General features: G+C 73.4%; 14 protein-coding genes. 7 read left to right on the forward strand and 7 right to left on the reverse strand.

Annotated features, from left to right (window positions below):
- Window positions 1-224: 224 nt before the first annotated feature.
- Window positions 225-1,226 carry an alpha/beta fold hydrolase gene (locus tag DEJ48_RS13385; RefSeq protein ID WP_150216334.1) on the reverse strand — a complete coding sequence of 334 codons (1,002 nt, stop codon included), beginning with the start codon at window positions 1,224-1,226 and terminating at the stop codon, window positions 225-227.
- Window positions 1,227-1,460: 234 nt separating this feature from the next.
- On the opposite strand from DEJ48_RS13385, the gene DEJ48_RS13390 reads away from it, so the two are divergent.
- From DEJ48_RS13390 to DEJ48_RS13405, 4 genes are all read left to right on the forward strand, one after another.
- The gene (locus DEJ48_RS13390; RefSeq protein ID WP_150216335.1) at window positions 1,461-1,679 is read left to right on the forward strand and encodes a hypothetical protein; all 219 of its coding nucleotides are present in this window, start codon (window positions 1,461-1,463) and stop codon (window positions 1,677-1,679) included.
- 166 nt (window positions 1,680-1,845) lie between these two features.
- A complete protein-coding gene (locus DEJ48_RS13395) occupies window positions 1,846-2,487 on the forward strand; it encodes a TetR/AcrR family transcriptional regulator (protein ID WP_150216336.1) in 642 nt (213 codons plus the stop codon).
- A 117-nt stretch (window positions 2,488-2,604) separates the two neighbouring features.
- Window positions 2,605-2,832 carry a DUF3107 domain-containing protein gene (locus tag DEJ48_RS13400; RefSeq protein WP_055565193.1) on the forward strand — a complete coding sequence of 76 codons (228 nt, stop codon included), beginning with the start codon at window positions 2,605-2,607 and terminating at the stop codon, window positions 2,830-2,832.
- Between the two features lie 175 nt (window positions 2,833-3,007).
- Complete coding sequence (locus DEJ48_RS13405; RefSeq protein ID WP_150216337.1) at window positions 3,008-3,277, forward strand: hypothetical protein; 270 nt, start codon at window positions 3,008-3,010, stop codon at window positions 3,275-3,277.
- Window positions 3,278-3,590: 313 nt separating this feature from the next.
- Here the strand turns inward: DEJ48_RS13405 and DEJ48_RS13410 are convergent, their stop codons facing one another.
- Window positions 3,591-4,337 carry a ferritin-like fold-containing protein gene (locus tag DEJ48_RS13410; RefSeq protein WP_150216338.1) on the reverse strand — a complete coding sequence of 249 codons (747 nt, stop codon included), beginning with the start codon at window positions 4,335-4,337 and terminating at the stop codon, window positions 3,591-3,593.
- A 454-nt stretch (window positions 4,338-4,791) separates the two neighbouring features.
- Between DEJ48_RS13410 and DEJ48_RS13415 the strand changes: the two genes are divergently transcribed.
- On the forward strand, window positions 4,792-7,308 hold the full coding sequence (locus DEJ48_RS13415; protein ID WP_150216339.1) for a DEAD/DEAH box helicase: 2,517 nt from the start codon (window positions 4,792-4,794) through the stop codon (window positions 7,306-7,308).
- A 162-nt stretch (window positions 7,309-7,470) separates the two neighbouring features.
- Window positions 7,471-8,385, forward strand: coding sequence for an alpha/beta fold hydrolase (locus tag DEJ48_RS13420; RefSeq protein ID WP_150216340.1), 915 nt, complete (start codon window positions 7,471-7,473; stop codon window positions 8,383-8,385).
- Window positions 8,386-8,389: 4 nt separating this feature from the next.
- Here the strand turns inward: DEJ48_RS13420 and DEJ48_RS13425 are convergent, their stop codons facing one another.
- Complete coding sequence (locus DEJ48_RS13425) at window positions 8,390-9,313, reverse strand: NYN domain-containing protein (RefSeq protein ID WP_150216341.1); 924 nt, start codon at window positions 9,311-9,313, stop codon at window positions 8,390-8,392.
- 194 nt (window positions 9,314-9,507) lie between these two features.
- On the opposite strand from DEJ48_RS13425, the gene DEJ48_RS39705 reads away from it, so the two are divergent.
- Complete coding sequence (locus DEJ48_RS39705) at window positions 9,508-9,660, forward strand: hypothetical protein (protein ID WP_165283191.1); 153 nt, start codon at window positions 9,508-9,510, stop codon at window positions 9,658-9,660.
- Between the two features lie 63 nt (window positions 9,661-9,723).
- On the opposite strand, the gene DEJ48_RS13430 is transcribed toward DEJ48_RS39705, so the two are convergent.
- From DEJ48_RS13430 to DEJ48_RS40315, 4 genes are all read right to left on the reverse strand, one after another.
- Complete coding sequence (locus DEJ48_RS13430) at window positions 9,724-10,914, reverse strand: cytochrome P450 family protein (protein ID WP_150216342.1); 1,191 nt, start codon at window positions 10,912-10,914, stop codon at window positions 9,724-9,726.
- Between the two features lie 44 nt (window positions 10,915-10,958).
- On the reverse strand, window positions 10,959-12,197 hold the full coding sequence (locus DEJ48_RS13435) for a cytochrome P450 (RefSeq protein ID WP_150216343.1): 1,239 nt from the start codon (window positions 12,195-12,197) through the stop codon (window positions 10,959-10,961).
- The gene (locus DEJ48_RS13440) at window positions 12,194-13,393 is read right to left on the reverse strand and encodes a cytochrome P450 family protein (protein ID WP_150216344.1); all 1,200 of its coding nucleotides are present in this window, start codon (window positions 13,391-13,393) and stop codon (window positions 12,194-12,196) included. The genes DEJ48_RS13435 and DEJ48_RS13440 overlap by 4 nt, the downstream gene beginning before the upstream one ends.
- Before the next feature lie 88 nt (window positions 13,394-13,481).
- On the reverse strand, window positions 13,482-24,881 hold the full coding sequence (locus DEJ48_RS40315) for a type I polyketide synthase (protein ID WP_223832029.1): 11,400 nt from the start codon (window positions 24,879-24,881) through the stop codon (window positions 13,482-13,484).
- Between the last annotated feature and the right edge of the window lie 9 nt (window positions 24,882-24,890).

Raw genomic sequence — 24,890 nt, forward strand, 5'->3', positions numbered from 1 at the left:
AGTGCCGTGGGCAGGCGTCCCGTGGGCAGGCGTCCCGTGGGCGGGGGTGCCGTGTGGGGGCGTTCCCTCCGCGCGTGCGCCGTCCGCCGTGCGGCCCCGCCTGCGCCGGCCCGTGCCGGGCCCCGGCTGGGGGCCCACGCTCCGCGACAGTGGTGCGCCCGAGGTGCTGGTGTTGTCAGTCGTGTCTGCCGGGGCCCGGCGGCTGTGACGTCCCACGCGCCGCCTCAGCTCCCCGAACCCACGCGCTCGGCACCCTGACCCACGGCATCCAACTCGCCCGTGTCGACGAGCAGTTCACGGAATCCGGTGGCCACGGTCTCGGGGTACTCCATCATCGCGACGTGTCCCGCGTCGGGCAGCGTGAGCAGCCGCGAGTCGCGGAACGCGGCGGCCGCCCTGCGCGCCATGCGGAAGGAGACGAGCAGATCGCGCCCGCCGTAGACGAGCAGGGTCGGCGCGAGCACCCGCTCGGCCTGCCGCCACAGTCCGTGCTGGCCGCCCAGCGTGTACGCGTTCACGATGCCGCGTGCCGTGCGGGCCATCGCGTCCCAGAAGTAGGGAAGCTGGAGCCTGCGCTCCATCTCGTGGACCGCAGCGGTGAACCCTTCCGGCGTGACCCTGCCGGGGTCGCCGTAACAGAGGCCCATGACGCCGCGCACCCGCTGCTCGGCCGTCCACTCCCGGGTGAGCCGGGTGAAGAGGGCGGCGACGCCCGGTACGGCGAGGAGTCCCGTCGGCACCGCCGTGCGCTGCACCCGCAGCTCGGGCAGGGCGGGCGAGACCAGCGTCAGCGTCCGGACCAGGTCGGGACGGACGGCGGCGACGCGCGTCGTGATGGCGCCGCCCAGTGAGTTCCCGAAGAGGTGGACGGGACCGCGGCCCGCGGCGTCGAGATAGCGGATGACCGCGCGGGCGTGCCCCGTGACGGAGTAGTCCCCGTCGTCCGGTGGCGGGGAATCCCCAAAACCCGGCAGGTCGAGCGCCTCGCAGTCGACGACGTCCGCCAGCCGCGGCATCAGGGCCGACCAGTTCTGCGAGGAGCCGCCGAGCCCGTGCACGAACAGCGCGGGCGGCAGTCCGGGACCGGTCGACGGCCGCGAACGCACGGTCAGGGACAGTCCGGGCAGCGCCACGGAGTCGAGCCGCTCGCCGTCCGCGACCGCCACGACACCCGGCTTGGGGGCGACGGCGGAGGCCAGCAGGGCGGGCAGCTCGGTCGAAGACATGCGGCAATGTTACGAGACGATCACGTGGTAGTTCACGTGTTCGCCGTCACAGGTTGTGCACGGACCGCGTAGCGCCCCATGCGTGACTCTTCTACGCTCGAAGCAGCTTGTGGAGACTTGCGGAGAGAGTCATGAAGAGCGATGAATTGAGGGAGAACGGGGCACTCGCACCACACTGAGTACGAGGCCGTCGAGCACGAGGCCACCGAGTACCGCGAGGGAAGCGAGCCACACATGAGTGTCGACCCGACCGATCCCGACACGTTCGAGCCGGAGACCACCGCACCCGAGGCCGATGTCGAGGCCCCGGAGGCGGACGCGGCCGAACAGCACACGGACCTCACCCCCAGCCGGGACGACTCCCTCCAGGAGGCCGACCCGGCCGCGGCGAACGAGGCCGACCTGGCGGAGCAGGCCCGCGTCGTCAGCCTCGACGAGGACGACTACCGCTGAGCCTCGTCGAGACCTGCCCGTGTTTGCCCTGCTACGCACCGTTGAACAGCCCTTCAACGATGGTCCAGTCCATGAAATTCTGCGCTCGTACCGCGCACATCGCTGTTACCGAAAAGTACGATGGCGGCGCGGCGCTCACCGCACATCGGACGATTTGGGAGGCGGCGTGACAGCCATCGAGCAGACAGAGGCGGCACGCCCGCGGGGCACACGCCTGCCGCGCCGTGCCCGACGCAACCAGCTCCTCGGGGCTGCCCAGGAAGTTTTCGTCGCGCAGGGCTACCACGCGGCGGCGATGGACGACATCGCCGAGCGCGCCGGCGTCAGCAAGCCCGTGCTCTACCAGCACTTCCCGGGCAAGCTCGACCTCTACCTCGCCCTGCTCGACCAGCACTGCGAGTCACTGCTGCAGTCGGTGCGCAAGGCGCTGGCGTCCACCACGGACAACAAGCTCCGCGTCGCCGCGACGATGGACGCCTACTTCGCGTACGTGGAGGACGAGGGCGGCGCGTTCCGCCTGGTCTTCGAGTCGGACCTGACCAACGAGGCGGCCGTGCGGGAGCGCGTGGACCGCGTCACCCTGCAGTGCGCCGAGGCGATCTGCGAGGTCATCGCCGAGGACACCGGCCTGCCCCGCGACGAGGCGATGCTCCTCGCCGTGGGACTCGGCGGGTACTCGCAGGTCGTCGCGCGGTACTGGCTGGCGAGCTCCAGCACGGTCCCGCGCGAGAAGGCGGTCCAGCTGATCACGTCGCTCGCCTGGCGCGGCATCGCGGGCTTCCCGCTGCACGGCGCCGAGGGTCACTGACCGCTGTTCGCTGACGGCGTGCACGGCCGCGGCCGTTCCCGTCCCCTCACCGGGCTAATGTGTGCTGGGTACGGCGCGGACGGCCGCGCACAGACTGACCGTCGGAGGGACAAAGCCGTGGAGGTCAAGATCGGCGTGCAGTACGCGCCCCGCGAGATCGTGCTGGAGAGCGGCCAGAGCGCCGAGGAAGTCGAGCACGCGGTGTCCGAGGCGCTGACCGGCAAGTCGCCGCTGCTGAGCCTCGTGGACGACCACGGCCGCAAGGTCCTGGTTCCGGCCGACCGCCTCGCGTACGTGGAGCTCGGTGAGCCCACCGCGCGCAAGGTGGGCTTCAGCGCCCTGTAGGACGCTCCTGGTGGAGCCTGACGGAACGGCCCGGTGGTTGCTCAACCACCGGGCCGTTCCTGTGCGTTGTACGAGCGTACGGCGACGTCACCCGATCTTGGATGGTTGCGTTCCGGCTGCCGGGGGTAGACCGGCTACGACCGATTTGCACCGGCCGCAAGGGAGGGCACACACCGTGATTCTGGAAGCACTCGGCTCCATACTGCTCGGCCTGGCCCTGGCCTGGGCCGCCGCGCACCGCTACGGGCACCGGTTGCCCACGCGTACCCTGGTCCTCTCGACGGGCCCCGCAGGCGCGCTCATCGGCGCCTTCATCACCCACATGGCGCTCGGCTCCGGGCATGCGCCCGCGACGCTCGTGGGAGCGGCAGCGGTCTCCGTGGCCCTGCTGTCCCTGCTCCTCCGCCCCACCCGTACCAGACTGCACCGCTCAGCCACGGCGTAACTCCCCCCACGGGTGCGTCCACCTGCGGGCCACCTGCAACTGATCGCGCAGTTCCCCGCGCCCCCAAACCCGCCCGCACCACCACACGCCCCCTCAGGGGCGGGCCGCCGCGGGGCCCCGGGGCGGGAGCCGGGCGGTCTCCATCTGCGGGCCGCCTTTGGCTGGTCGCGCAGTTCCCCGCGCCCCCAAACCCACCGGCACCACCCTGAGGCCCCTCCAGGGGTGCGGGGGCGGTCGGAGTTTTCAGGGGCGCGGGGAACTGCGCGACCAGCCCCCACGCACCCGCACCCGAGAACGCGCCCCACGACGGGGTTTACGCTGCCAGGCCCAGTGCAGCCATCCGCTTGGTGTGGGCCTCGGTGATGCGGGAGAACATGCGGCCGACCTCCGCGAGGTCGAAGCCGTCGGCGACGCCGCCGACCAGCATCGTCGACAGGGCGTCCCGGTCGGCGACGACCCGCTGCGACTGCGAGAGGGCCTCGCCCATCAGCCGCCGCGCCCAGAGCGCGAGCCGCCCGCCCACGCGCGGGTCCGCCTCGATCGCGGCGCGCACCTTCTCCACGGCGAAGCTCGCGTGCCCCGTGTCGTCGAGCACACCGAGCACCAGCGCACGCGTGTCGCCGTCGAGGCGGGCCGCGACCTCGCGGTAGAAGTCGCTGGCGATCGAGTCGCCGACGTACGCCTTGACAAGGCCTTCGAGCCAGTCGGACGGCGCGGTCTGCCGGTGGAAGCCGTCCAGCGCGGCCACGAACGGCTCCATCGCGTCGGTCGGCTCCACGCCGATCGCCGAGAGCCGGTCCCTGAGCTGCTCGAAGTGGTGAAACTCGGCCGACGCCATCTTCGCGAGCTCCGCCTTGTCGCCGAGCGTCGGCGCGAGCTTCGCGTCCTCCGCGAGCCGCTCGAACGCGGCGAGCTCCCCGTAGGCGAGCGCGCCGAGGAGGTCCACGACAGCGGCGCGGTACTGCGGCTCGGTGGCGGCTTTCGCCCAGTCCTGGGCGGCGATACCGGTGGGCTCGGGGGCGGATTCTGCAGGGGTGTCGGGGGTCTCCATGAAGCGCACAATAGCCCGCCTGCCGGACGGCGTAAGGCCCTGGTCAGTGACTGTGACGACGACCATGTGACCAATTCGCCGGACACACATGCGAGATTACGCGGTACAGTGGTAATGCGCCTGCCGAATATTCGACGGGCCGTACGAATGAGGATGCCCGGTCGGTGGCCCGATCGGCTCCGACCCGACAGCCCTCCGGGCGGTACGCACAGGTGCGTGCGGCACGAGGAGGGAACCTCAGCGGTAAGAGCGCTCGAGCGCCGGCAGTGGTCCCGCGCCCCCGGCCCGCCCCCCAAGCGGCCGGCGGTAGTGGCACGGTCACGACCCCCAGCGTTCGCCTCACGCCGCGTCTCACAGAAGAGGCATAGCCCTGACTACGACTTTCCGAGAGCTCGGGATCCTTCCCGAGACGGCCGAGGCCCTCGAAGCCGTCGGCATCATCAACCCCTTTCCCATCCAGGAGCTGACGCTCCCCGTCGCCCTCTCCGGCACGGACGTCATCGGCCAGGCCAAGACCGGCACCGGCAAGACGCTCGGCTTCGGCCTCCCGATCCTCGAGCGCGTGACCGTCCCCGCGGACGTCGAGGCGGGCCGTGCGAAGCCGGAGCAGCTGACCGAGGCGCCGCAGGCCCTCGTCGTCGTTCCCACGCGCGAGCTGTGCCAGCAGGTGACGAACGACCTCCTGACCGCCGGCAAGGCGCGCAACGTCCGCGTCCTCGCCATATACGGCGGCCGGGCCTACGAACCGCAGGTCGAGGCCCTCAAGAAGGGCGTCGACGTGGTCGTCGGCACCCCGGGCCGGCTGCTCGACCTCGCGGGCCAGCGCAAGCTCGACCTCAAGCACGTCAAGTGCCTGGTTCTCGACGAGGCCGACGAGATGCTCGACCTGGGCTTCCTGCCCGACGTCGAGAAGATCATCAACATGCTTCCCGCGAAGCGCCAGACGATGCTGTTCTCGGCGACCATGCCGGGCGCGGTCATCGGCCTCGCGCGGCGGTACATGTCGCAGCCCACGCACATCCGCGCCACCGCGCCGGACGACGAGGGCCAGACCGTCGCGAACACGAAGCAGTTCGTGTACCGCGCGCACAACATGGACAAGCCCGAGATGGTCTCGCGCATCCTCCAGGCCGAGGGCCGCGGACTCGCGATGATCTTCTGCCGTACGAAGCGGACGGCCGCCGACATCGCCGAGCAGCTGGAGCGCCGGGGCTTCGCCTCGGGCGCCGTGCACGGCGACCTCGGGCAGGGCGCGCGCGAGCAGGCGCTGCGCGCGTTCCGCAACGGCAAGGTGGACGTGCTGGTCTGCACGGACGTGGCCGCGCGCGGCATCGACGTCGGTGGCGTCACGCACGTCATCAACTACCAGTCCCCCGAGGACGAGAAGACGTACCTGCACCGCATCGGCCGCACCGGCCGCGCGGGCGCCAAGGGCATCGCGATCACGCTGGTCGACTGGGACGACATCCCGCGCTGGCAGCTGATCAACAAGGCGCTCGACCTCGGGTTCAACGACCCGGTCGAGACGTACTCCAGCTCCCCGCACCTCTACGAGGACCTGGACATCCCGGCGGGCACCAAGGGTGTGCTGCCCCGCTCCGAGCGGACCCGTGCGGGTCTGGGCGCGGAGGAGGTCGAGGACCTCGGCGAGACCGGTGGCCGCGGCCGCGGTGGCCGCTCCGGCGGTCGTACGCAGGACCGTGACCGTGACCGCGGTCGGGACCGCGGGCGTGACAGGGACAGGGACCGGGACCGTGACAGGGACCGTTCGGGCCCGGCGGCCGCCGAGGGCGAGCGCGCCGCGCGTACGCCGCGTCGTCGCCGCCGTACCCGTGGCGGAAGCCCGCTCGAAGCCGCCGCGTCGGCTCCGGCCGCTCAGGCGGTCGAGGCGAGCTCCCCGGTCGCCGAGGTGAGCGCGCCGGTGGCCGAGGCGACCGAGCCGCGCACGCCGCGTCGCCGTCGGCGCACGCGTTCCGGCGCGTCGTCCGACACCGCTCAGGCCACGGCCGGGACCGCGACCGTCGTCGAGGCGGAGGCGCCCGCGCCGGCCGCCGTCGAGGCGGAGGCTCCGGCCACGAAGCCGCGCCGCCGCACCCGCAAGGCCGCGGAGAAGGCGCCCGAGGCTGCCACGCCCGAGGCCACCACGGAGGCCTCGGCGGAGGCCCCCGCCGAGGAGAAGCCGAAGCGCCGTACGCGCAAGGCCGCGGACAAGGCCGTCGAGGCCGCAGCTCCCGAGGCCGCCGTCGAGGCACCGGCCGAGGACAAGCCCAAGCGCCGCACCCGCAAGGCCGCGGCCAAGGCTCCCGAGGCAACCGCCCCCGAGGCCACCGCGACCGATGCCGAGGCCGAGAAGCCCAAGCGCCGCACTCGCAAGGCCACGGAGAAGGCACCCGAGGCCGCTGTCGCCGAGGCTCCGGTCGAGGAGAAGCCGAAGCGCCGCACCCGCAAGGTTGCGGACAAGGCTCCTGAGGCTGCCGTCGCCGAGGTCACCGCGACCGACGCCGAGGCCGAGAAGCCGAAGCGCCGCACCCGCAAGACCACCGCCAAGGCACCCGAGGCCGCCGCTCCCGAGGCCGTCGCCGAGGCCCCCGCCGAGGACAAGCCGAAGCGTCGCACCCGCAAGGCCGCCGCCAAGGCACCCGAGGCCGTCGCCGAGACTCCGGTCGAGGAGAAGCCCAAGCGCCGCACCCGCAAGGCTGCGGAGAAGGCACCGGAGGCCGCCGCCGCCGAGGTCACCGCGACCGACGCCGAGGCCGAGAAGCCCAAGCGCCGCACCCGCAAGGCCGCGGCCAAGGCTCCGGAGGCAACCGCCCCCGAGGCCGGGATTCCGGCGCAGGCGACGGAGGAGCCCAAGCCCCGCCGTCGTACGCGCAAGGCCGCTGCCGCCCCGGCGGAGGCGGCCGAGGCCGAGGCGACCGCCCCGGCTCCGCGCCGTCGCACGCGCAAGAAGGCGGAAGCCGTGGAGGCGCCGGAGGGCTGACCCTCCGGCCCTCTCCGGCCCGTACGGTCCCGTACCGGCCACCCGCCTCGTAGAAGGCCCCGCCCCCACCCGGGGGCGGGCCTTCTCGCGTCGCGCGCGGAGACCGTCGCGCACGGGGAGCCGCGCTGCCGCGCCCCGCAGGCCACCCGTTAGCCTCGGGCCATGAGCAGGCCGCCCACCTTCGTACCGCCCCCGTGCGCGAGCGCACGGACCCTCCGCACCGCGCGGGGTGACTTCGCCGTGCTCGACGCCGTTCCGGCGGACGGTGTCCGGCGCCGAGGGACCGTGCTCCTGCTTCCCGGGTTCACCGGCAGCAAGGAGGACTTCATCGCCCTCCTGGAGCCGCTGACCGCCGCGGGCTACCGCGCGGTGACCGTGGACGGGCGCGGACAGTACGAGACGCCGGGCCCGGACGACGTGGCGGCGTACGCGCAGGAGGAGCTGGCCCGCGACGTACTGGCGCAGGCCGCCGCCCTGTCCGAGGAGGGGGATGAGGACAGGGGCGGGGGCTCCGCGGGCCGCCTGCACCTCCTCGGCCACTCCCTCGGCGGGCAGATCGCCCGCGCCGCCGTCCTGCTCGACGCCGGCCCCTTCGCCACCCTCACGCTGATGTCGTCGGGCCCCGCCGCGATCGTGCCCGAGCAGCGGACCCGTGCCCGGATGCTGGCGGACGCCCTCGCCGCGCTGTCCATGGACGAGGTGTGGCAGGCGATGCGGGCCATGGAGCCGCCGCCCCCGCAGGAGGCGGAGACGGGCGCGGAGGGCGACGGGGGCGCGGGCAGCGGCGAGGCCCTGCGCGCCCGCTGGCTGCTGCACAGCCCGGCCCAGCTCATCGCCACCGGCAGGCAGCTCTCCACGGAGCCGGACCGCGTGTCCGAGCTCGCCGCGCTGCCGCTGCCCAAGCACGTGATCTCGGGCGAGCGCGACGACACCTGGCCCGTGCCGCTCCTGGACGACATGGCCCGCCGCCTGGACGCCCACCGCACGGTGATCCGCGGCGCCGAGCACTCCCCCAACACCGACCGCCCCGCGGAGACGGCGGCGGCCCTGGCCGGGTTCTGGCGCCGCACCGGGTGACGGCTCAGTACTGCGCCTGAAGGTGCTCCCAGAACCCGTCCCGCAGCGCCCTGCGCAGATCCGACTGCCCGCGCAGCGAGTACTGGAGCAGCCGCTCCGCCTCGACCAGGAGGTCCTGGTCCACGGACCCGGGCAGGTAGGGGTGTCCGGGCAGCAGGCCCACCAGGGCCTCGCGGCCCCGTGCCCCGAGCCACTTGGCGGCGATCTGGGCGCCGACGAAGCGGACGTCGTCGCGGGAGGGGCGGTGCGCGGCCGTGGCCGTCTCGTACGTCGCGACGGTGCGCCGCGCCACGTACGGCTTGAAGAAGTCGAGGTCGAACGTGCGCTGGCTGTCGACCTCCCAGAGCAGCGCCTCCGCCTGGTTGCGTCCGTCGGATGCCTCGATGCCCCACAGGTGGACCCGCGCCCCGTACCCCTGCGCCGCCTCGACGGCCGAGACGAGGTCCTCGTCGCCGCCGATGAGCGCCGCGTCGCTGATGGCGCGGTGTCTGGCGAGTGACTCCAGGTCGCTGCGGATCAGGGAGTCGACGCCCTTCTGCTGGTTGTTGGCGTTGAGGTTGCCGAGCCTGACCTTGACGTCGGGGAGCTCGGCGATCGTCTGCTGCTCGGTGGTGTGGATGCGGCGCCTGGCGCCGTCGTACCAGTAGACGCGCAGCAGTCGGCTGTCCGCGAAGATCGTGCGCGCCTTGTCGATGAGCGCCTCGATGAGGCCCTCGGCGTCGAGGTCGAAGGCGCGGCGGTCCTCGGTCCCGGCGGCGAGTCGGCCCGCCGCGGCGTACAGGTACCCGGCGTCCACGAAGATCGCGTGCGTGGACGGTGTCCTGGCCACCTCGGCGAGGACGCGTTCGAGCAGGCTGTTGGCGCGCTCCAGCTGAGCGCTGATGTCGACTGCGCCGGGGTCGACTGCGCTGGGGTCGGCGTCGTTCATATCGGTCCCAGTCTCCCGCCGGTCACGCAGCGAACACAACCGCTCTCGCTACTCGCAGGTAATTAGGTTACCGAAAAATTTCTTTAGCGTAGGGAATGTTTGCAGGGGGCAACTCGTTGACACCATCAGAGACACCGAGCAACACCACAGCAGTTCTCCTTGCAGGAGGATGACCAGACGAAGGGAGAAGCCTCATGCGCTTCGAAATCATGCGACTCGACGACGTCGACGGCTCGGCCGTGGACAGCACCGTCGTGGACGCCGCCTCCGTCAATCGGATCGTGCAGCAGGCCGCAGCGATCGGCCAGCGCATCTACATCCGCCCGGCCGACACCACGGCCTCGTAACGCAGACGTCGAAGGGCCCCCGGTACGGATTCCGTACCGGGGGCCCTTCGTGCGTTCGGCCACTCAGCCGAAGGTGACCGGCAGCTGGTGCAGCCCGCGCAGCATCAGGCTGGGGCGCCAGCTGAGGGTCTCGGGGTCCGCGTCGAGCGCGAGACCGGGGCAGCGCTCCAGGAGCGTACGGAAGGCGATCGCGCCCTGCATGCGGGCCAGCGGCGCGCCCAGGCAGTGGTGGATGCCGTAGCCGAACGCCATGTGGCCGCGGGCGTCCCTGCGGATGTCGAAGCGGTCGGGCTCGGCGAACTTCCTGGGGTCGCGCGAGGCGGCGGCCAGCACCACGGCCACCGACTCACCGCTGTCGACGCGCACCCCGCCGATCTCCACCGGCTCCTTGGTGTAGCGGAAGGCGGTGGTCTCCACCGCTCCCTCGTAGCGGAGCATCTCCTCCACCGCGTTCTCCAGGAGCGACCAGTCGGCGCGCAACGCCGCCAGCTGGTCGGGGTGGCGCAGCAGGGCGAGCGTGCCGCTGGAGAGCAGGTTGGCCGCCGTCTCGTAGCCGGCCACCAGGAGCAGGAAGGCCATGCCGAGCATCTCCTCCGGGGAGAGCCGGTCGTCGTCCGTGGACAGGCCGCCGGCCAGCGCGCTCAGCAGGTCCGCTCCCGGATCCTGCCGCTTGGCGGCGACGAGCTCGGCGAGATAGCCGGTCATCGCCTGCGCGGCGGCCCCGGCCTCCTCGGGCCGGGTGAAGTCGGTGCTCGCCAGATACCAGTCGTGGAACATCTTGCGGTCCCCCGCGGGCACCCCGAGCAGTTCGCAGATCACCGCGAGGGGCAGCGGCAGCGCGAACGCTTCGAGCAGGTCCGCCTTGCCGAGCGGCAGCATGGCATCCACCAGCTCGTCGGCGATCTGCTGGATCCGGGGCCGCAGCTCCGCTATCCGCCGGGGCGTGAAGTCCTTGGCGACGAGCTTGCGCAGCCGGGTGTGCTGCGGCGGGTCCGTCTGGACCATGTTCAGGCCGATGGAGTTGCCCCCGTCGTCCTGCCATCCGGCCGAGTGCCGGATGTCGTTGGACAGGCGCGGGTCGGCCAGTGCGGTACGTGCCGCCTCGTGGCCCACGACGAGCCAGAACTCACCCGACGCGGCGGTCCGCACCCGGTGCACGGGGCCCTGGGCGCGCATCCGCTCGTAGACCGGGTACGGGTTGTCGACGAAATCCTGGCCGAGGCCGGTCAGGTCCTCGAAGTCTGTCACTGCCACGGTGTTTCCTCACGTGAGAACGGGGCGGTCCGAGCGGGCTGGAGTCAGCCCGTGGTCCAGGTGACCGGGAGGGCCAGCAGGCCGTTGATGACAAGGCCGCCCGGGATGTGCTGCGGTGCGAAGCCGGACGCGAGTTCCAGGTCCGGCAGGGCGTCGGCCAGGGTTTCCAGGGCGACGCGGGCCTCCAGCCGCGCCAGGCCCGCGCCGAGGCAGGCGTGGGGGCCGTGGCCGAACGCGAAGTGGCGCGGCGGGCCCGTCCGGTCGACGCGGAAGGTCTCCGGGTCCTCGGCCGTGTCGGGGGCGCGCCCCACCGCGGCGACCATCGCGTGCACCTTCGCGCCGGCCGGCACGGCCACCCCGCCCAGCGTCACGTCCTCGGTGGCGGTGCGGGGCGCGCTCTGCACCGAGGTGGTGAACCGGAGCCCCTCCTCGACGGCCGCGGGGATCAACTCCCGGTCGGCGACGAGCTTCTCCCACTGGGCCCGGTCCCGCAGCAGCTGGTGGACGGTGTTCGTGACGAGGTGGGTCGCCGTCTCGTGACCGGAGGCCAGCAGGACGAGGAGGCCGAGGACGGCGTCGTCGACGGTGCACACCGGGTCGCTCTGCGCGGCCGCGTCGGCGAACACGGTGAGCAGGTCGTCGGCCGGCTGCCGCCGCCGGTCCGCCAGCAGGGACCTGACGTACGCCTCGTACTCCAGCAGGCTCTTCGCGCACCGGAGTTGGTCCTCCGGCGGCAGCGGGAGCACCTGCATGAGCAGCCAGTCGCCCAGCCAGCCCTTGACGGTGGCCCGGTCCCCGGACGGGATGCCGATGATGTCGCAGAGCACGGTCAGCGGCAGCGGCTGCGTGAACTCGGCGAGCAGATCGACGCTGCCCGTGTCCTTGAAGCCGTCCACCAGCGTCCGGGCCGCGGCCCGGACGGCGGGCTCGTGGCGCCGCAGGGCGCGCTCGGAGAACTCCTCGTCCACGAGCGCGCGGAACCTGCCGTGCTCGGCGGGGTCGGCGTTGAACGGCGCGACCCGGTAGAAGACCGAGTCGGCCAGGAGCTGCCCGCACTCGTCGGTGAACCCGTACGCGCCGTGGGTGTTGGTGCGGGCGGTGAACCGCTCGGTGTCCGTCAGTACGGCGGCCACCTCGTCGCGCCCCGTGACGATCCACGGCCCCTGCGCCGACATGGGGCAGACGGGGGCGCTCTCCCGGGCGACGCGGTACGCCTCGTACGGGCTCGCCATGTACTGCGGGCTCATGAGGTCGAACAGCTTCGCGGGGTCGGTCTCACTCACTGGGGGTTCCTTTCGTAGCGCACCGGCAGGCGGAGGAGCCCGCGCATGAGGCTGGGGCGCCAGGCCAGCGTGCCGGGGTCCGTGTCGAGGGCCAGGTCGGGGCAGCGCTCCAGCAGGGCGCGCAGGGCGATGGTGGCCTCCAGGCGGGCGAGCGGCGCCCCGAGGCAGTGGTGGACCCCGTGGCTGAAGCCGAGGTGGCCGCGCGCGTCGCGCCCGATGTCGAAGCGGTCGGGCTCGGGGAAGCGCTCCGGGTCCCGGTTGGCCGCCGCGAGGAGGACGAGCACGGGGTCCCCTGCCGGGATCACCGAGCCCGCGATCTCCACGTCCTCGGCGGCGAAACGGTGCGCCGTGGAGTGCGAGGGACCGTCGTAGCGGAGCATCTCCTCGACGGCGTCGTCGATCAGGGCGGGGTCGGATCTCAGCGCGGCGAGCTGCTCCGGATTGCGCAGCAGCGCGCACGTGCCGTTCGCGATGAGGTTGACGGTGGTCTCGTGTCCGGCGACGAGCAGCAGGAACGCCATGCCGAGCATCTCGTCCGCCGAGAGGCTGTCGCCGTCCTCGTCCATGGTGCGCACCAGCGCGCTGAGCAGGTCCTCGCCGGACGAGGTGCGCTTGCCCTCGATGAGCGCGGCCAGATAGGCGGTCATGCCGTGGACGGCGGCACCGGCGGCTTCGGCGCTGCTGGGGAAGACGATCTCCCCCGACCACCGCTGGAACTGTTCCCGGTCCTCGGCGGGGACGCCGAGGAGTTCGCAGATGACGGCCATCGGCAGCGGCATCGCGAACGCCTCGACGAGGTCGGCCCCGCCCAGCGGCAGCATGGCGTCGAGCAGTTCGTCGGCGATCCGCTGGATGCGCGGGCGCAGCGCCTCGATGCGGCGGGCGGTGAACTCCCTGGCCACGAGCCGCCGCAGCCGGGTGTGGTGGGGCGGGTCGGTCTGCAGCATGTTCAGGCCGATGGCGTTGCCGCCGTCGTCCTGCCAGGAGGACGAGTGGCGGATGTCGTTGCGCAGGCGCGGATCGGTCAGGGCGGCGCGGGCCTCCGCGTGCCCGACGATCAGCCAGATGTCTCCGGCGTCGTACGTGGGCACGCGGTGCACGGGGCCCTGCTCGCGCAGGTGGGTGTAGATCGCGTACGGGTCCGAGGCGAAGTCCGCGCCGGGCGGGGCCACCTTGTCGAAGGCGGGCATGGTCATGAGAGTGCTTCCTGTCTTCTGGTCGCTGAGGGTGTCGAAGCCTTCGAGAGCGTCGTGGCCCCTGAGGGCGTCGTGGCCCGGGAAGGGGTCACAGGCCGCGTTCGGCGAGCCAGTTCTCGATGGCGCCGGTGGTCAGCGGCAGGTTGTGTTCCATGATCGTGAAGTGGTCTCCGGGGGTTTCCTGGGCCGTGTGGGGCAGCGGCCAGTACGCCCGCCAGCCCTCGTCCTCGAACCCCTCGTCCTGGTACGGCATGGGCTCGGCGGCGCTCAGGAAGAGCGTCGGCGCCTTGATGGGCCGCAGCACGCACTGCTGCATGAAGAGGGCGTTGTAGCGGCCCATGGCCGTCAGCTTCACGCCGTTCAGGGCGAACGGGCCGAGAAGCCGTTCGCGGGAGTCGAGGCCCTCGTTCATGGCGAGGGTGGTCTTCTCCGCGAACTGGTGGGTCGCCTGGAACGTGTCGAGGAGGACCACCGCGTCGGGCGTCAGGCCCGCCTCCTCGGCCCGCATGGCCAGGGTGTGGGCGATGAGGCCGCCCATGGAGTGCCCGAGCAGGACGAACGGCTCGCTTCCCACGGTCTCGCGCAGCTGCACGAGGTGCGTCTCGACCAGGGCGTCGAAGGTCTCGGCCACCAGCTCGCCCTCGGCGTAGCCGGGGTTGACCAGCGACAGGACGTCCCGCTTGCCCTCGAAGTGCTGCGCCATCATGGCGTACTGGATCGGCCCCGCCGTGGCGGTGATCGCGGGCAGGCACACCAGCTTGGTCCTGCTGCCGTCGCCGGTGGCCATCCGGACCGGGGGCAGTACGTGGTCGGCGGCCTCCTCGACGGTGAAGGAAGGACGGAGCCAGCCCGCCGCCTGGATCAGGTCCATGCCCGTCGAACCGGTCCTGCCGAGGGCGTACGCCTGGTGGTAGAGCGCGGTGATGCTGTCCATGGGTTCGGCGGGGGCGGCGGGGGCGGCGGGGGCGGCCGGCTCGGGCGTCGGCCCGGCTGCCGCCTCGGGCGCGGTGTCCTGCTGCTCGCCCCCGGCCCCCGACTCGTCGGCACCTGAGGCATCTTGCGCCTCCGTCCGGGCTTCCAGCAGCTCGGCGAGGCGGCCCGCGAGCTGGCTGGTGGTGGAGTACTCGAACGTCGTCGTCGCCGGGAGCCGCAGGTCCAGCAGGGTGCCGAGACGGTCCCGCAGGGTGATGCCCCCGATCGAGTCGATCCCCAGGTCGAGGAACGTGACGTCCCCGCCGACGTCGGTGGCGTCGTGGCGCAGTACGGCGGTGAGCTGATCGCGGATGAGCCGGGCGAGGAGTTCGGTCCTTTCCTTGGGGGCGGCGTCCTTCACCAGGCGGGCGGCGGCGCTGTCCGCGGCCGTGCGCCGGGGCACCTCGCGCGGTTCGGGCCGGGCCGCGGTGGCCTCCGCCGCCTCCTGGAACCGTGCGCGGTCGACGGCTCGCAGGCTCAACTCGGCGACGGTCGCAACCGGTTGGCCGATGCTGCCCGCGAGGTGGACGGCGATGGTCTCCGGGCCCGTTGCCGACAGGCGCACGCGGAGCGTGGTGGTGGGCGCCGAGTGCAGGTGGATCCCGGACCAGGAGAACGGGATGCGGACCTGTGCCGCGCCCTCTCCGTCCGGGCCTTCGACGGCGCCGTCGGCCGCTCCCGCCGCGTGCAGGGAGGCGTCGAGGAGCGCGGGGTGCAGGGCGAAGCCCTCCGCGGTGCGGGTCACCCCGTCGCCGAGGGACACCTCGGCGAAGATCTCCGTGCCGCGCCGCCAGGCGGTGTGCAGGCCCCGGAAGGCGGGCCCGTACGCGAATCCGCGGTCGGCGAGGCCGTCGTAGAAGCCGTCCAGCGGAACGGCCGTGGCGTCCGGCGGTGGCCAGGCGCCGGAGAGCTCCGCGAAGGCGGCGGTGCCGGTGCCGTCGGTTCCGGTGCCAGTGTCGGTGCCGGGGGCCGCGAGTGCCGTGGCGTGGCGCGTCCAGCCGGACGCCGTGTCGGCGCCGGTGGTCTCCGCGCGGGAGTGGACGGTCAGGACGCGCTGTCCGCCCGCGTCGGGCGTGCCCACCTCCACCTGGACGTGCACGGCGGTGGACGCGCCGAGGAACAGCGGTTCCTCGACGGTGAGTTCGGTGATCCGGGGACATCCCGACGCCCCGCCCGCGTACAGCGCCCAGTCGACGAAGACGCTGCCGGGCAGGATCACCGTGCCGAGCACCGAGTGGTCGGCGAGCCAGGGGTGGGTCGTACGGGACAGCCTGCCGGTGTACACGAGGGTGTCGCTGCCGACCGGGGTGACGGCGCCCGCCAGCAGCGGGTGATCCGTCCCCGTCAGGCCGACGCCGCTCGCGTCGCCGGTGTGTTCGGGGGCGTCCAGCCAGTACCGCTGCCTGCGGAAGGCGTAGGTCGGCAGGTCGACGGCCCGGCCGCCCTCGAAGGTCCGCGACCAGTCCACGGCGGTGCCGTTCACGAAGACCTCGGCGAGGGCCGTGAGCAGTTGCTCCCTGCCGTCCTCACCGCGTCGCAGCGTGCCGGTGACGACGGCCTCCGTGCCGTCCGCGCGCTCCTCCAGCGTGTGCTCGATCGCGTTGGTCAGGACCGGATGCGGGCTGACCTCCACGAACACGTGGTGTCCCGCGTCGGCGACGGCGCGCGTCGCGCGGTCAAACCGTACGGTCTCGCGCAGGTTGCGGTACCAGTACTCGGCTCCGGCCGCGCCGCCGTCCAGCGGCTCCCCGGTCACGGCGGAGTACATCGGTACGTCGCCGGGTGCGGGCACGACGGGGGCGGCCAGCTCCATCAACTGCTCGCGGACCGCCTCGACGTGCGGGGTGTGCGAGGCGTAGTCCACGGGGATGCGGCGGGCCCGCACGCCCTCGCGCTCGCACGCCTCCATCAGCTCGTCCAGGGCCGACGCGTCACCGGCGACCACAGTGGCGCCGGGTCCGTTGACCGTGGCCACGCAGATCCGCTCGCCCCACGGCGCGAGGAGCTCCGGCACCCGGTCGACCGGGCGGGCCAGCGACACCATGCCGCCGAGGCCGGACAGTTCGCCGCCGATCAGCCTGCTGCGCAGGGCCACGATCCGGGCGGCGTCATCGACGGACAGCACCCCCGCCACGCATGCGGCGGCCAGCTCGCCCTGCGAGTGCCCCACCACGGCGGCGGGCTCCACGCCGTACGAGCGCCACAGCTCGCCCAGCGACACCATTACGGCCCACAGCACGGGCTGCACGACGTCGACCCGCTCCAGGGACGGCGCCCCCGGACGCGAGCGCAACACGTCGAGCACCGACCAGTCGGTGTGCGCCGACAGCGCCTTGGCGCAGCGGTCGACGGAGTCCGCGAACACCGGGGAGGTGTCCAGGAGGTCGGCGGCCATGCCGGGCCACTGCGACCCCTGCCCCGGGAAGACGAACACGGTCCCGGGCCGTCCCGCGGCCACGCCACGGACCGCGCCCGTGGCCGGCTCGCCCCGGCCGACCGCCGCCAGCCGGTCCAGCAGTTCCTCGCGGGTCCGCCCGACCACCACGGCACGGTGGTCGAAGAGCGAGCGGGTGGAGAGCAGCGACCGCGCGATGTCGGCGGGCGCGGGAGCGGGGTCCGCGCTCACCCGCTCGTACAACCTTCGGGCCTGCTCACGGAGGCTGTCGGCGTTCCTCGCCGAGATCACCCACGGGACGGGGTGGCCGTCGGCGGGGTCGGCGGTCTCGGCACGTGCGGTGGTCTCGGTGGGGGCCTCCTCCAGGACCACGTGTGCGTTCGTGCCGCTGATGCCGAACGACGAGACCGCGCCGCGCCGCGGCCTGCCGTCCCGCGTCCACGGCTCGTCCTTCTCCGCCAGGCGCACCGCGCCGGCCGTCCAGTCGATGTGCTCGGCGGGCCGCTCGACGTGCAGGGTGCGCGGTACGACGCCGTGGCGCATCGCCAGCACCATCTTGATGACTCCGGCCACGCCCGCCGCCGCCTGTGTGTGCCCGATGTTGGACTTCACGGAGCCGAGCAGCACCGGACGGTCGGCGGGGCGGTCCTGCCCGTACGTCGCCTGGAGGGCCTGCGCCTCGATCGGGTCGCCAAGCGAGGTGCCCGTGCCGTGCGCCTCGACGACGTCGACCTCGGCGGCCGCGACGCCCGCGTCGGCCAGCGCCCGCCTGATCACGCGCTGCTGGGCGGGGCCGCTGGGCGCGGTCAGGCCGTTGGACGCGCCGTCCTGGTTGAGCGCGGAGCCGCGGAGCACCGCGAGGACCTGGTGCCCGTTGCGCCGCGCGTCGGAGAGCCGCTCCACCACCAGCATGCCGACGCCCTCGGCGAAGCCCATGCCGTCGGCGTCGGCGGAGAACGCCTTCGAGCGGCCGTCGGGGGCAAGACCGCCGACCCGGCTGAACTCGATCATCGGCCGCGGCGTCGACATCACCGTCGCGCCGCCGGCGACCGCGAGGGTGCACTCGCCCCGCCGCAGGGCCTGCGCGGCCAGGTGCAGCGCGACGAGCGACGACGAGCAGGCGGTGTCGACCGTGATCGCGGGCCCTTCGAGTCCGAGCGTGTACGCGATGCGGCCGGACGCGACGCTGCCCGCGCTGCCGTTGCCGAGGTAGCCCTCGTATCCGTCGAGCGGCTCGGGGAAGCGTGCGGCGTAGTCGTGGTAGATGAGTCCGGCGAACACGCCCGTCGACGTGGAACGCAGCGTCGTGGGGTCGATTCCGGCGCGTTCGAACGCCTCCCACGTGGACTCCAGCAGCAGCCGCTGCTGCGGGTCGGTCGCCAGCGCCTCGCGCGACGACATGCCGAAGAACTCCGGGTCGAAGTCGGCCATGTCGTGCAGGAATCCGCCGACGCGGTCGAAGCGGTCCGCGGGCGACGAGGAGTCGCCGAGTTCGACGTGCCAGCCCCGGTCGTCGGGGTACGCGCCCATGGCGTCCCGGCCGTCGGTGAGCAGTTGCCACAGGTCCTCGGGCGACCGTACCCCGCCGGGGAACCGGCAGCTCATGCCGACGATGGCGATCGGTTCGTCACCGTCGACGCTCTCCGGAGCGGCCGCACCGCCGATCTCGTCGCCGGCCGCGGCGCTGTCCGCTCCTTCCGGCACGAGCCCGGCGAGCAGCGCCGCCGCCAGGGCGGCCGGTGTCGGGTGGTCGAACACGGTGGTCACCGGGAGCCGCAGCCCCGTCGCGGTGGCGAGGCGGTTGCGCAGCTCGACCGCCGTCAGCGAGTCGAACCCCATGTCCTTGAAGGCCCGGTCCTCGGCGACGGTGTCCGCGTGCGTGTGGCCGAGGACCGCGGCGGCCTGGGCGCGCACGAGTCCGGTCAGCGTCCGGGCGCGGTCCGCCGGGGTCAGCCCGGCCAGCCGCTCCCGCAGTCCGCCTCCTCCGGCTCCGGCGGCCGTGTTCACCGCCGAGCGCCTGACCGGCGTACGCGCGAGGCCGCGCAGGAGCGGTCCCGGGTCGCCCTGCTCGCGCAGGGCCGCCACGTCGAGTGCGGCGGGCACGCTCAGGGCGCGCGGCGCGCGTACCGCCGCGTCGAAGAGCGCCAGGCCCTGGTCGGCGGTGAGCGGTCGTATGCCGGTGCGGCGCATCCGGTCGAGGTCGGTGGCCGACAAGTCGCCGGTCAGCGCGCTGCGTTCGGACCACAGGCCCCACGCGAGCGAGTGGGCGGGCAGCCCCTGGGTGCGGCGGTGCCGGGCGAGCGCGTCCAGGAACGCGTTGGCGGCGGCGTAGTTGCCCTGCCCGGCCGCCCCGAGCACGCCGGCGGCGGAGGAGAACAGGACGAAGAGCGACAGGTCGCGGTCGCGGGTCAGCTCGTGCAGGTGCCAGGCCGCGTCGGCCTTGGCGCGCAGGACGGAGTCCAGGCGCTCCGGGGTCAGCGCGGACACCACGCCGTCGTCGACCGTGCCCGCCGCGTGCACGACGCCCCGCAGCGAGGGCAGTTCGTCGAGGAGTGCGCCGAGCGCCCTCCGGTCGGACACGTCGCACGTCACCACTCGTACGGAGGCGCCCGACGCGGTCAGCTCCGCGACGAGTGCGGCGGCTCCGGGGGCGTCGGCGCCCCGGCGGCCCGCAAGGACGAGGTCGGTGGCCGTGCCGGTGGTGGCCAGGTGTCGGGCGACCGCCGATCCGACGACGCCGGTGCCGCCGGTGATGAGCACGGTGCCGTCGACGGCGGCTGCGGGGGTGGCCGCGGAGGTGCTGGTGGGGGTGGCCCCGGCGGCGCTTGTGGGGGTGGTGAGCACCGCCTTGCCCGTGAGCCGGGCCTGGCTCAGCTGCCGGAACGCCTCGGGGGCCTCCCGGGTGTCCCACGCGGTGACCGGCAGCGGGGACAGCGCGCCCCGGTCGAAGAGTTCGGCGAGCTCGGCGAGCATGGCCCCGAGGCGCTCGGCCCCCGCCTCCGCCAGGTCGAACGCCCGGTAGCGCACGCCGGGCCACCGCGCGGCCACGGCGTCGGCGTCACGGATGTCCGTCTTGCCCATCTCGATGAACCGGCCGCCCCCCGGCAGCAGTCGCAGGGAGGCGTCCACGAACTCACCGGCCAGGCAGTTCAGTACGACGTCGACGCCCCGGCCCCCGCTCTCCGCCAGGAAGCGGTCGGCGAACTCCTGGGTGCGCGACGACGCCGTCCGCGCGGCCGGGACGCCGGTGCCGCGCAGCACGGGCCACTTGGGCTCGCTCGCGGTGGCGTACACCTCGACGCCGAGATGGCGCGCGAGCTGTACGGCCGCCATGCCCACCCCGCCGGCGGCGGCGTGGACCAGCAGCGACTCGCCCGCCTCGACCCGGGCGAGGTCCTTCAGCGCGTAGGAGGCGGTCAGGAAGACGGCGGGCACGGCGGCCGCCTGGGCGAAGGACCAGCCTCGGGGCATCGGTACGACGAGCCTGCTGTCGGCGACGGCGACGGGGCCGCCGTACGACCCGGACAGCAGACCCATGACCCGGTCCCCCGGCGCGAGGCCGGTGACCCCGGCGCCGACCTCCAGCACGACGCCCGCGCCCTCACTGGCGAACAGGCCTTCCCTGTCCGGCACGACGCCCAACGACACCAGTACGTCACGGAAGTTGACGCCCGTCGCGCGCACCGCGACCCGGACCTCTCCCGGGCCGAGCGGTTCCTCGGCCCGCGGGCGCGGGGTCAGCCGCAGGTCGTCCGGCGTGTCACCGGCACCGAGGTCCAGACCCCAGGCCCCGCCCCCGTCGGGCACGGCCAGCACCTTCGGGTCCGACGACGGGACGCGGGCCAGCCGCGGCACCGACAGGGCTCCGGCGCGCACGGCGATCTCGGGCTCCCCGACCACGAGGGCCGCAGCCCGCACCGCCGATGCCGATACGGCGGCGTCGATGTCGATGTCGATGTCGACCTGCGCGAACCGCTCCGGGTGCTCGGAACACACCGAACGCCACAGTCCGCGTACCGCCGACACCACCACGTCGCCCCGCTCACCGGGACCGACGGAGGCGGCGCCCCGGGTCACCAACACGAGCTTCGTGGCGTCCAGTTCGGCACGGTCCAGCCACTCCTGCGCGACCGCGAGCGTCGTGGCGAGCCGCTCCCGGGCCACCGCAGGGACGTCGGGCACGTCTCCTGCGGGCGGGCACGGCAGCAGCACGGCGTGCGGCGCCGCGTCGCCCGCGCGGACGGCGTCGGCCAGCGAGGCGACGTCCGCGTACACGGGCGCGTCGAGCTCCGGAAGGCCGTCACCGAGTACGGCGGTCTTCGGGGCGTCCGCCGCGCCGGTCTCCCCGGCCGCAGCGGACGAACCGCCCGCCAACGGCACCCAGTCGACCTCGAACAGCGAGTCCGGCGGCAGAGCGGCCGACGACGTGACGGCGGCCGGCGCGCGGACGACGATCTCGTCGATCGTGACGACCGGCAGCCCCGCGAGGTCGGCCATCACCAGCGAGAAGGCGTCCGGCCCCGTCCGCGTCACCCGTACCCGCGCGGCGGTCGCACCGGTGGCGTGGATCCGGGCGCCGGAGAACGAGAACGGCAGCATCCGCTCCGCCGACCCGTCGAGCAGCTCGACGAGCCGGGTCTGCAGGGCCGCGTCCAGCAGCGCAGGGTGCACGCCGAACCGGTCGACGTCGCCACCGGACTCCGGCAGCGCGACCTCGGCGATCATCTCGTCGGCGCCGCGCCGCCACACGGCACGTACGCCCTGGAACACCGGGCCGTAGGCGTAGCCGTGGTCGGCCAGGCGCTCGTAGAACCCGTCGAGGCCGACCGGCGCGGCGCCCGCGGGCGGCCACTGGGTCGCGAACTCCGCGCGGGCGGCGTCGGGTTCGGTTGCCGCGGTCTCGTCCCGGTGCGGTGTCGCGGCGAGGGCGCCCGTGGCGTGGCAGTCCCAGGCCGCGGCGTCGTCGCCGAGCTCCGGAAGGTGGGGCCGGGCGTGCAGGCGTACGGCTCGGACGCCGTGGTCGTCGGCGGCGTCGACGCCCACCTGGATGTCGACGGCGGCACCATCGGCCGGTACGACCAGCGGGGACCGCAGGACCAGCTCGTCGAGCCGGTCCGCACCCGCGTACTGACCGGCTTGGAGCAGCAGTTCCGCCACGGCGGCCCCCGGCACCACGATCCGGTCGAGGACCGCGTGGTCCGCCAGCCAGGGCTGCGAGCCGGTGGAGAGACGGCCGGTGAACAGGAAACCGCCGCCCTCCGCCACACTCACTCCGGCCGCGAGCAACGGGTGGCCCGTGCCCGACATGCCGGCGCCCCGCAGGTCGCCCACGTCCCCGGACGTGAGCCAGTAGTGGTCGCGTTGGAAGGCGTAGGTCGGGAGGTCGACGGGGGCGCCGACAGAGGCGGGCAGGGCTGTCGTCCAGTCCGGGGCCGCCACGCCATGGACCCAGAGCGCGGCGAGAGCGGTGAGGAACTGCCGTTCGCCGCCGTGGTCGCGGCGCAGCGTGCCGGTCACGGTCAACGGCTTCTCCGCCGCGTGCCCGGCCTCCTCGATCGCCGAGGTCAGCACCGGGTGGGCGCTGACCTCCACGAAGGTGGTGTGGCCCTCGCCGATCAGGACGTCGATCGTCTCCTGGAACCGCACCCGCTCGCGGAGGTTGCGGTACCAGTGCGCGGCGTCGAGGTCCTCACCGGCGACCGGGCCCCCGGTCACGGTCGAGTACATCGGAACCGTCCCCGCACGCGGCGCGACGGGCGCGGCCAGCTCCATCAGCTGCTCGCGGACCGCCTCCACGTGCGGTGTGTGCGACGCGTAGTCCACCGGGATGCGGCGCGCCTGCACGCCCTCGCGCTCGCACGCGTCCATCAGTTCGTCCAGCGCCGCCGCGTCACCGGCGACCACGGTGGCCTCGGGCCCGTTGACAGCCGCCACACAGACCCGGCCGTCCCACGGGGCAAGCAACTCCGTCACCTGACCGACCGGCCGGGCCAGCGACACCATGCCGCCCTGTCCCGCCAGTTGTGCACCGATCACCTTGCTGCGCAAGGCCACGATCCGCGCACCGTCCTCCAGCGACAGCACACCCGCCACACACGCGGCGGCGATCTCCCCCTGCGAGTGACCGACCACCGCCGCAGGCTCCACACCACGCGAGCGCCACAGCTCACCCAACGACACCATCACAGCCCACAGCGCAGGCTGCACGACATCGACCCGCTCCAGGGACGGCGCCCCCGGACGCGAACGCAACACATCGAGCAACGACCAGTCCGTGTACGCCGACAGCGCCTCCCCACACCGACCGACGGAGTCCGCGAACACCGGTGAGCTGTCCAGGAGTTCGGCGGCCATACCGGTCCACTGCGACCCCTGCCCCGGGAAGACGAAGACGACGCCCTCGTCGCTCTCCCCGTCCGGAGCGGTGCCCATGACGACGTTGCCGGAAGGCTCACCCGCGGCGATGGCCTCCAGCCCGGCCACGAACTCCTCCCGGTCCTCAGCCACCACGACCGCACGGTGCTCCAACGCGGCCCGGCGCAGGGCCAGCGACCGGCCCACGTCCGCCGGGGCAGCATCGGTGGCCGCAGCGAACTCGCCCAGCCGCGCCGCCTGCCCCCGAAGCCCTGCCACCGACCGCCCCGACACCAGCCAGGGCACCACACCCGCATCACCGCGTACGACCGCAGACTCGACAGGCACCGAAGACCCGACAGCCACCGGAGCCTTCTCCACCGCAGGCGGAGCCTCGACGATCACGTGCGCGTTCGTACCGCTCACGCCGAACGACGACACGGCCGCCCGTCGGACCCGGTCCGACTCGGGCCACGCGGCGTTCCGCGTCACCAGCTCCACCGCGGCCGAGGACCAGTCCACGTGGGGGCTGGGCTCATCGGCGTGCAGGGTCCGGGGAACGACCCCGGCTCGGATGGCCAGGACCATCTTGATGACTCCGGCCACACCGGCGGCGGCCTGCGTATGACCGATGTTCGACTTCACCGAACCCAGCAGCAACGGACGGTCGACATCCCGGCCCTGCCCGTACGTCGCCAGCAGCGCCTGCGCCTCGATCGGATCGCCCAGCGCCGTACCCGTCCCGTGCGCCTCCACCACATCCACGTCGGACGCGGAGACGCCCGCGTTCGTCAGCGCCTGCGTGATCACCCGCTGCTGGGCCGGGCCGCTGGGCGCGGTCAGGCCGTTGGACGCGCCGTCCTGGTTGACCGCCGAGCCGCGGATCACCGCGAGCACCTGGTGCCCGTTGCGCTCGGCGTCGGACAGGCGCTCCACCAGCAGCATGCCCACGCCCTCGGAGGCGCCCATGCCGTCGGCGTCGGCGGAGAACGCCTTGCACCGGCCGTCGCGGGCCAGCCCCCGCTGCCTGCTGAACTCGGTGAAGAGGTCGGGGGTGGACATCACCGCGACACCACCGGCCAGGGCGAGCGAGGACTCGCCGCGGCGCAGCGACTGCACCGCCAGGTGCAGGGCGACCAGGGACGACGAGCACGCCGTGTCCACCGTGAGGGCCGGACCCGTCAGACCGAGGGTGTAGGCGATGCGGCCCGACGCGACGCTTCCGGCGACGCCGGTCATGGCGTGGCCCTCGACCTCCTCGGGGATCGCGGCCAGCCTGCTGCCGTAGTCGCGGAAGCTGGCGCCGACGAAGACGCCGGTCCGGCTGCCGCGCAGCGACAGCGGGTCGATGCCGGCGCGCTCCAGCGTCTCCCACGAGGTCTCCAGGAGGAGCCGCTGCTGCGGGTCCATGGCGAGGGCCTCGCGCGGCGAGATGCCGAAGAAGCCCGCGTCGAACTCGCCCGCGTCGTGCAGGAACCCGCCCCGGTCCGTGTACGAGGTGCCGGGTCGTTCGCCGTCGGGGTCGACGAGCGAGGCCAGGTCCCAGCCGCGGTCGACGGGGAATCCGGAGATGCCGTCCCCGCCCTCCGACACCAGGTTCCACAGGGCCTCGGGAGAGGACACGCCGCCGGGGTAACGGCAGCTCATCCCGACGATCGCCACCGGCTCTCCGTCGGCCGCCTCCGCGGCCCGGAGTCGTGCTCGCGTCTCCTGGAGTTCGGCGGTGACCCGCGTCAGGAAATGGCGGAGCTTCTCGACGTCGTCCATTACTTGTGC

This window comes from Streptomyces venezuelae (assembly GCF_008642315.1).
GTDB lineage: Bacteria > Actinomycetota > Actinomycetes > Streptomycetales > Streptomycetaceae > Streptomyces > Streptomyces venezuelae_D.

What these genes read in the sequence shown, in the direction of transcription:
- DEJ48_RS13385 (WP_150216334.1), bottom strand. Translation starts at nt 1,226, where the DNA reads ATGTCTTCGACCGAGCTGCCCGCCCTGCTGGCCTCCGCCGTCGCCCCC.
- DEJ48_RS13390 (WP_150216335.1), top strand. Translation starts at nt 1,461, where the DNA reads ATGAGTGTCGACCCGACCGATCCCGACACGTTCGAGCCGGAGACCACC.
- DEJ48_RS13420 (WP_150216340.1), top strand. Translation starts at nt 7,471, where the DNA reads ATGAGCAGGCCGCCCACCTTCGTACCGCCCCCGTGCGCGAGCGCACGG.
- DEJ48_RS13425 (WP_150216341.1), bottom strand. Translation starts at nt 9,313, where the DNA reads ATGAACGACGCCGACCCCAGCGCAGTCGACCCCGGCGCAGTCGACATC.
- DEJ48_RS39705 (WP_165283191.1), top strand. Translation starts at nt 9,508, where the DNA reads ATGCGCTTCGAAATCATGCGACTCGACGACGTCGACGGCTCGGCCGTG.
- DEJ48_RS13440 (WP_150216344.1), bottom strand. Translation starts at nt 13,393, where the DNA reads ATGACCATGCCCGCCTTCGACAAGGTGGCCCCGCCCGGCGCGGACTTC.
- DEJ48_RS40315 (WP_223832029.1), bottom strand. Translation starts at nt 24,881, where the DNA reads ATGGACGACGTCGAGAAGCTCCGCCATTTCCTGACGCGGGTCACCGCC.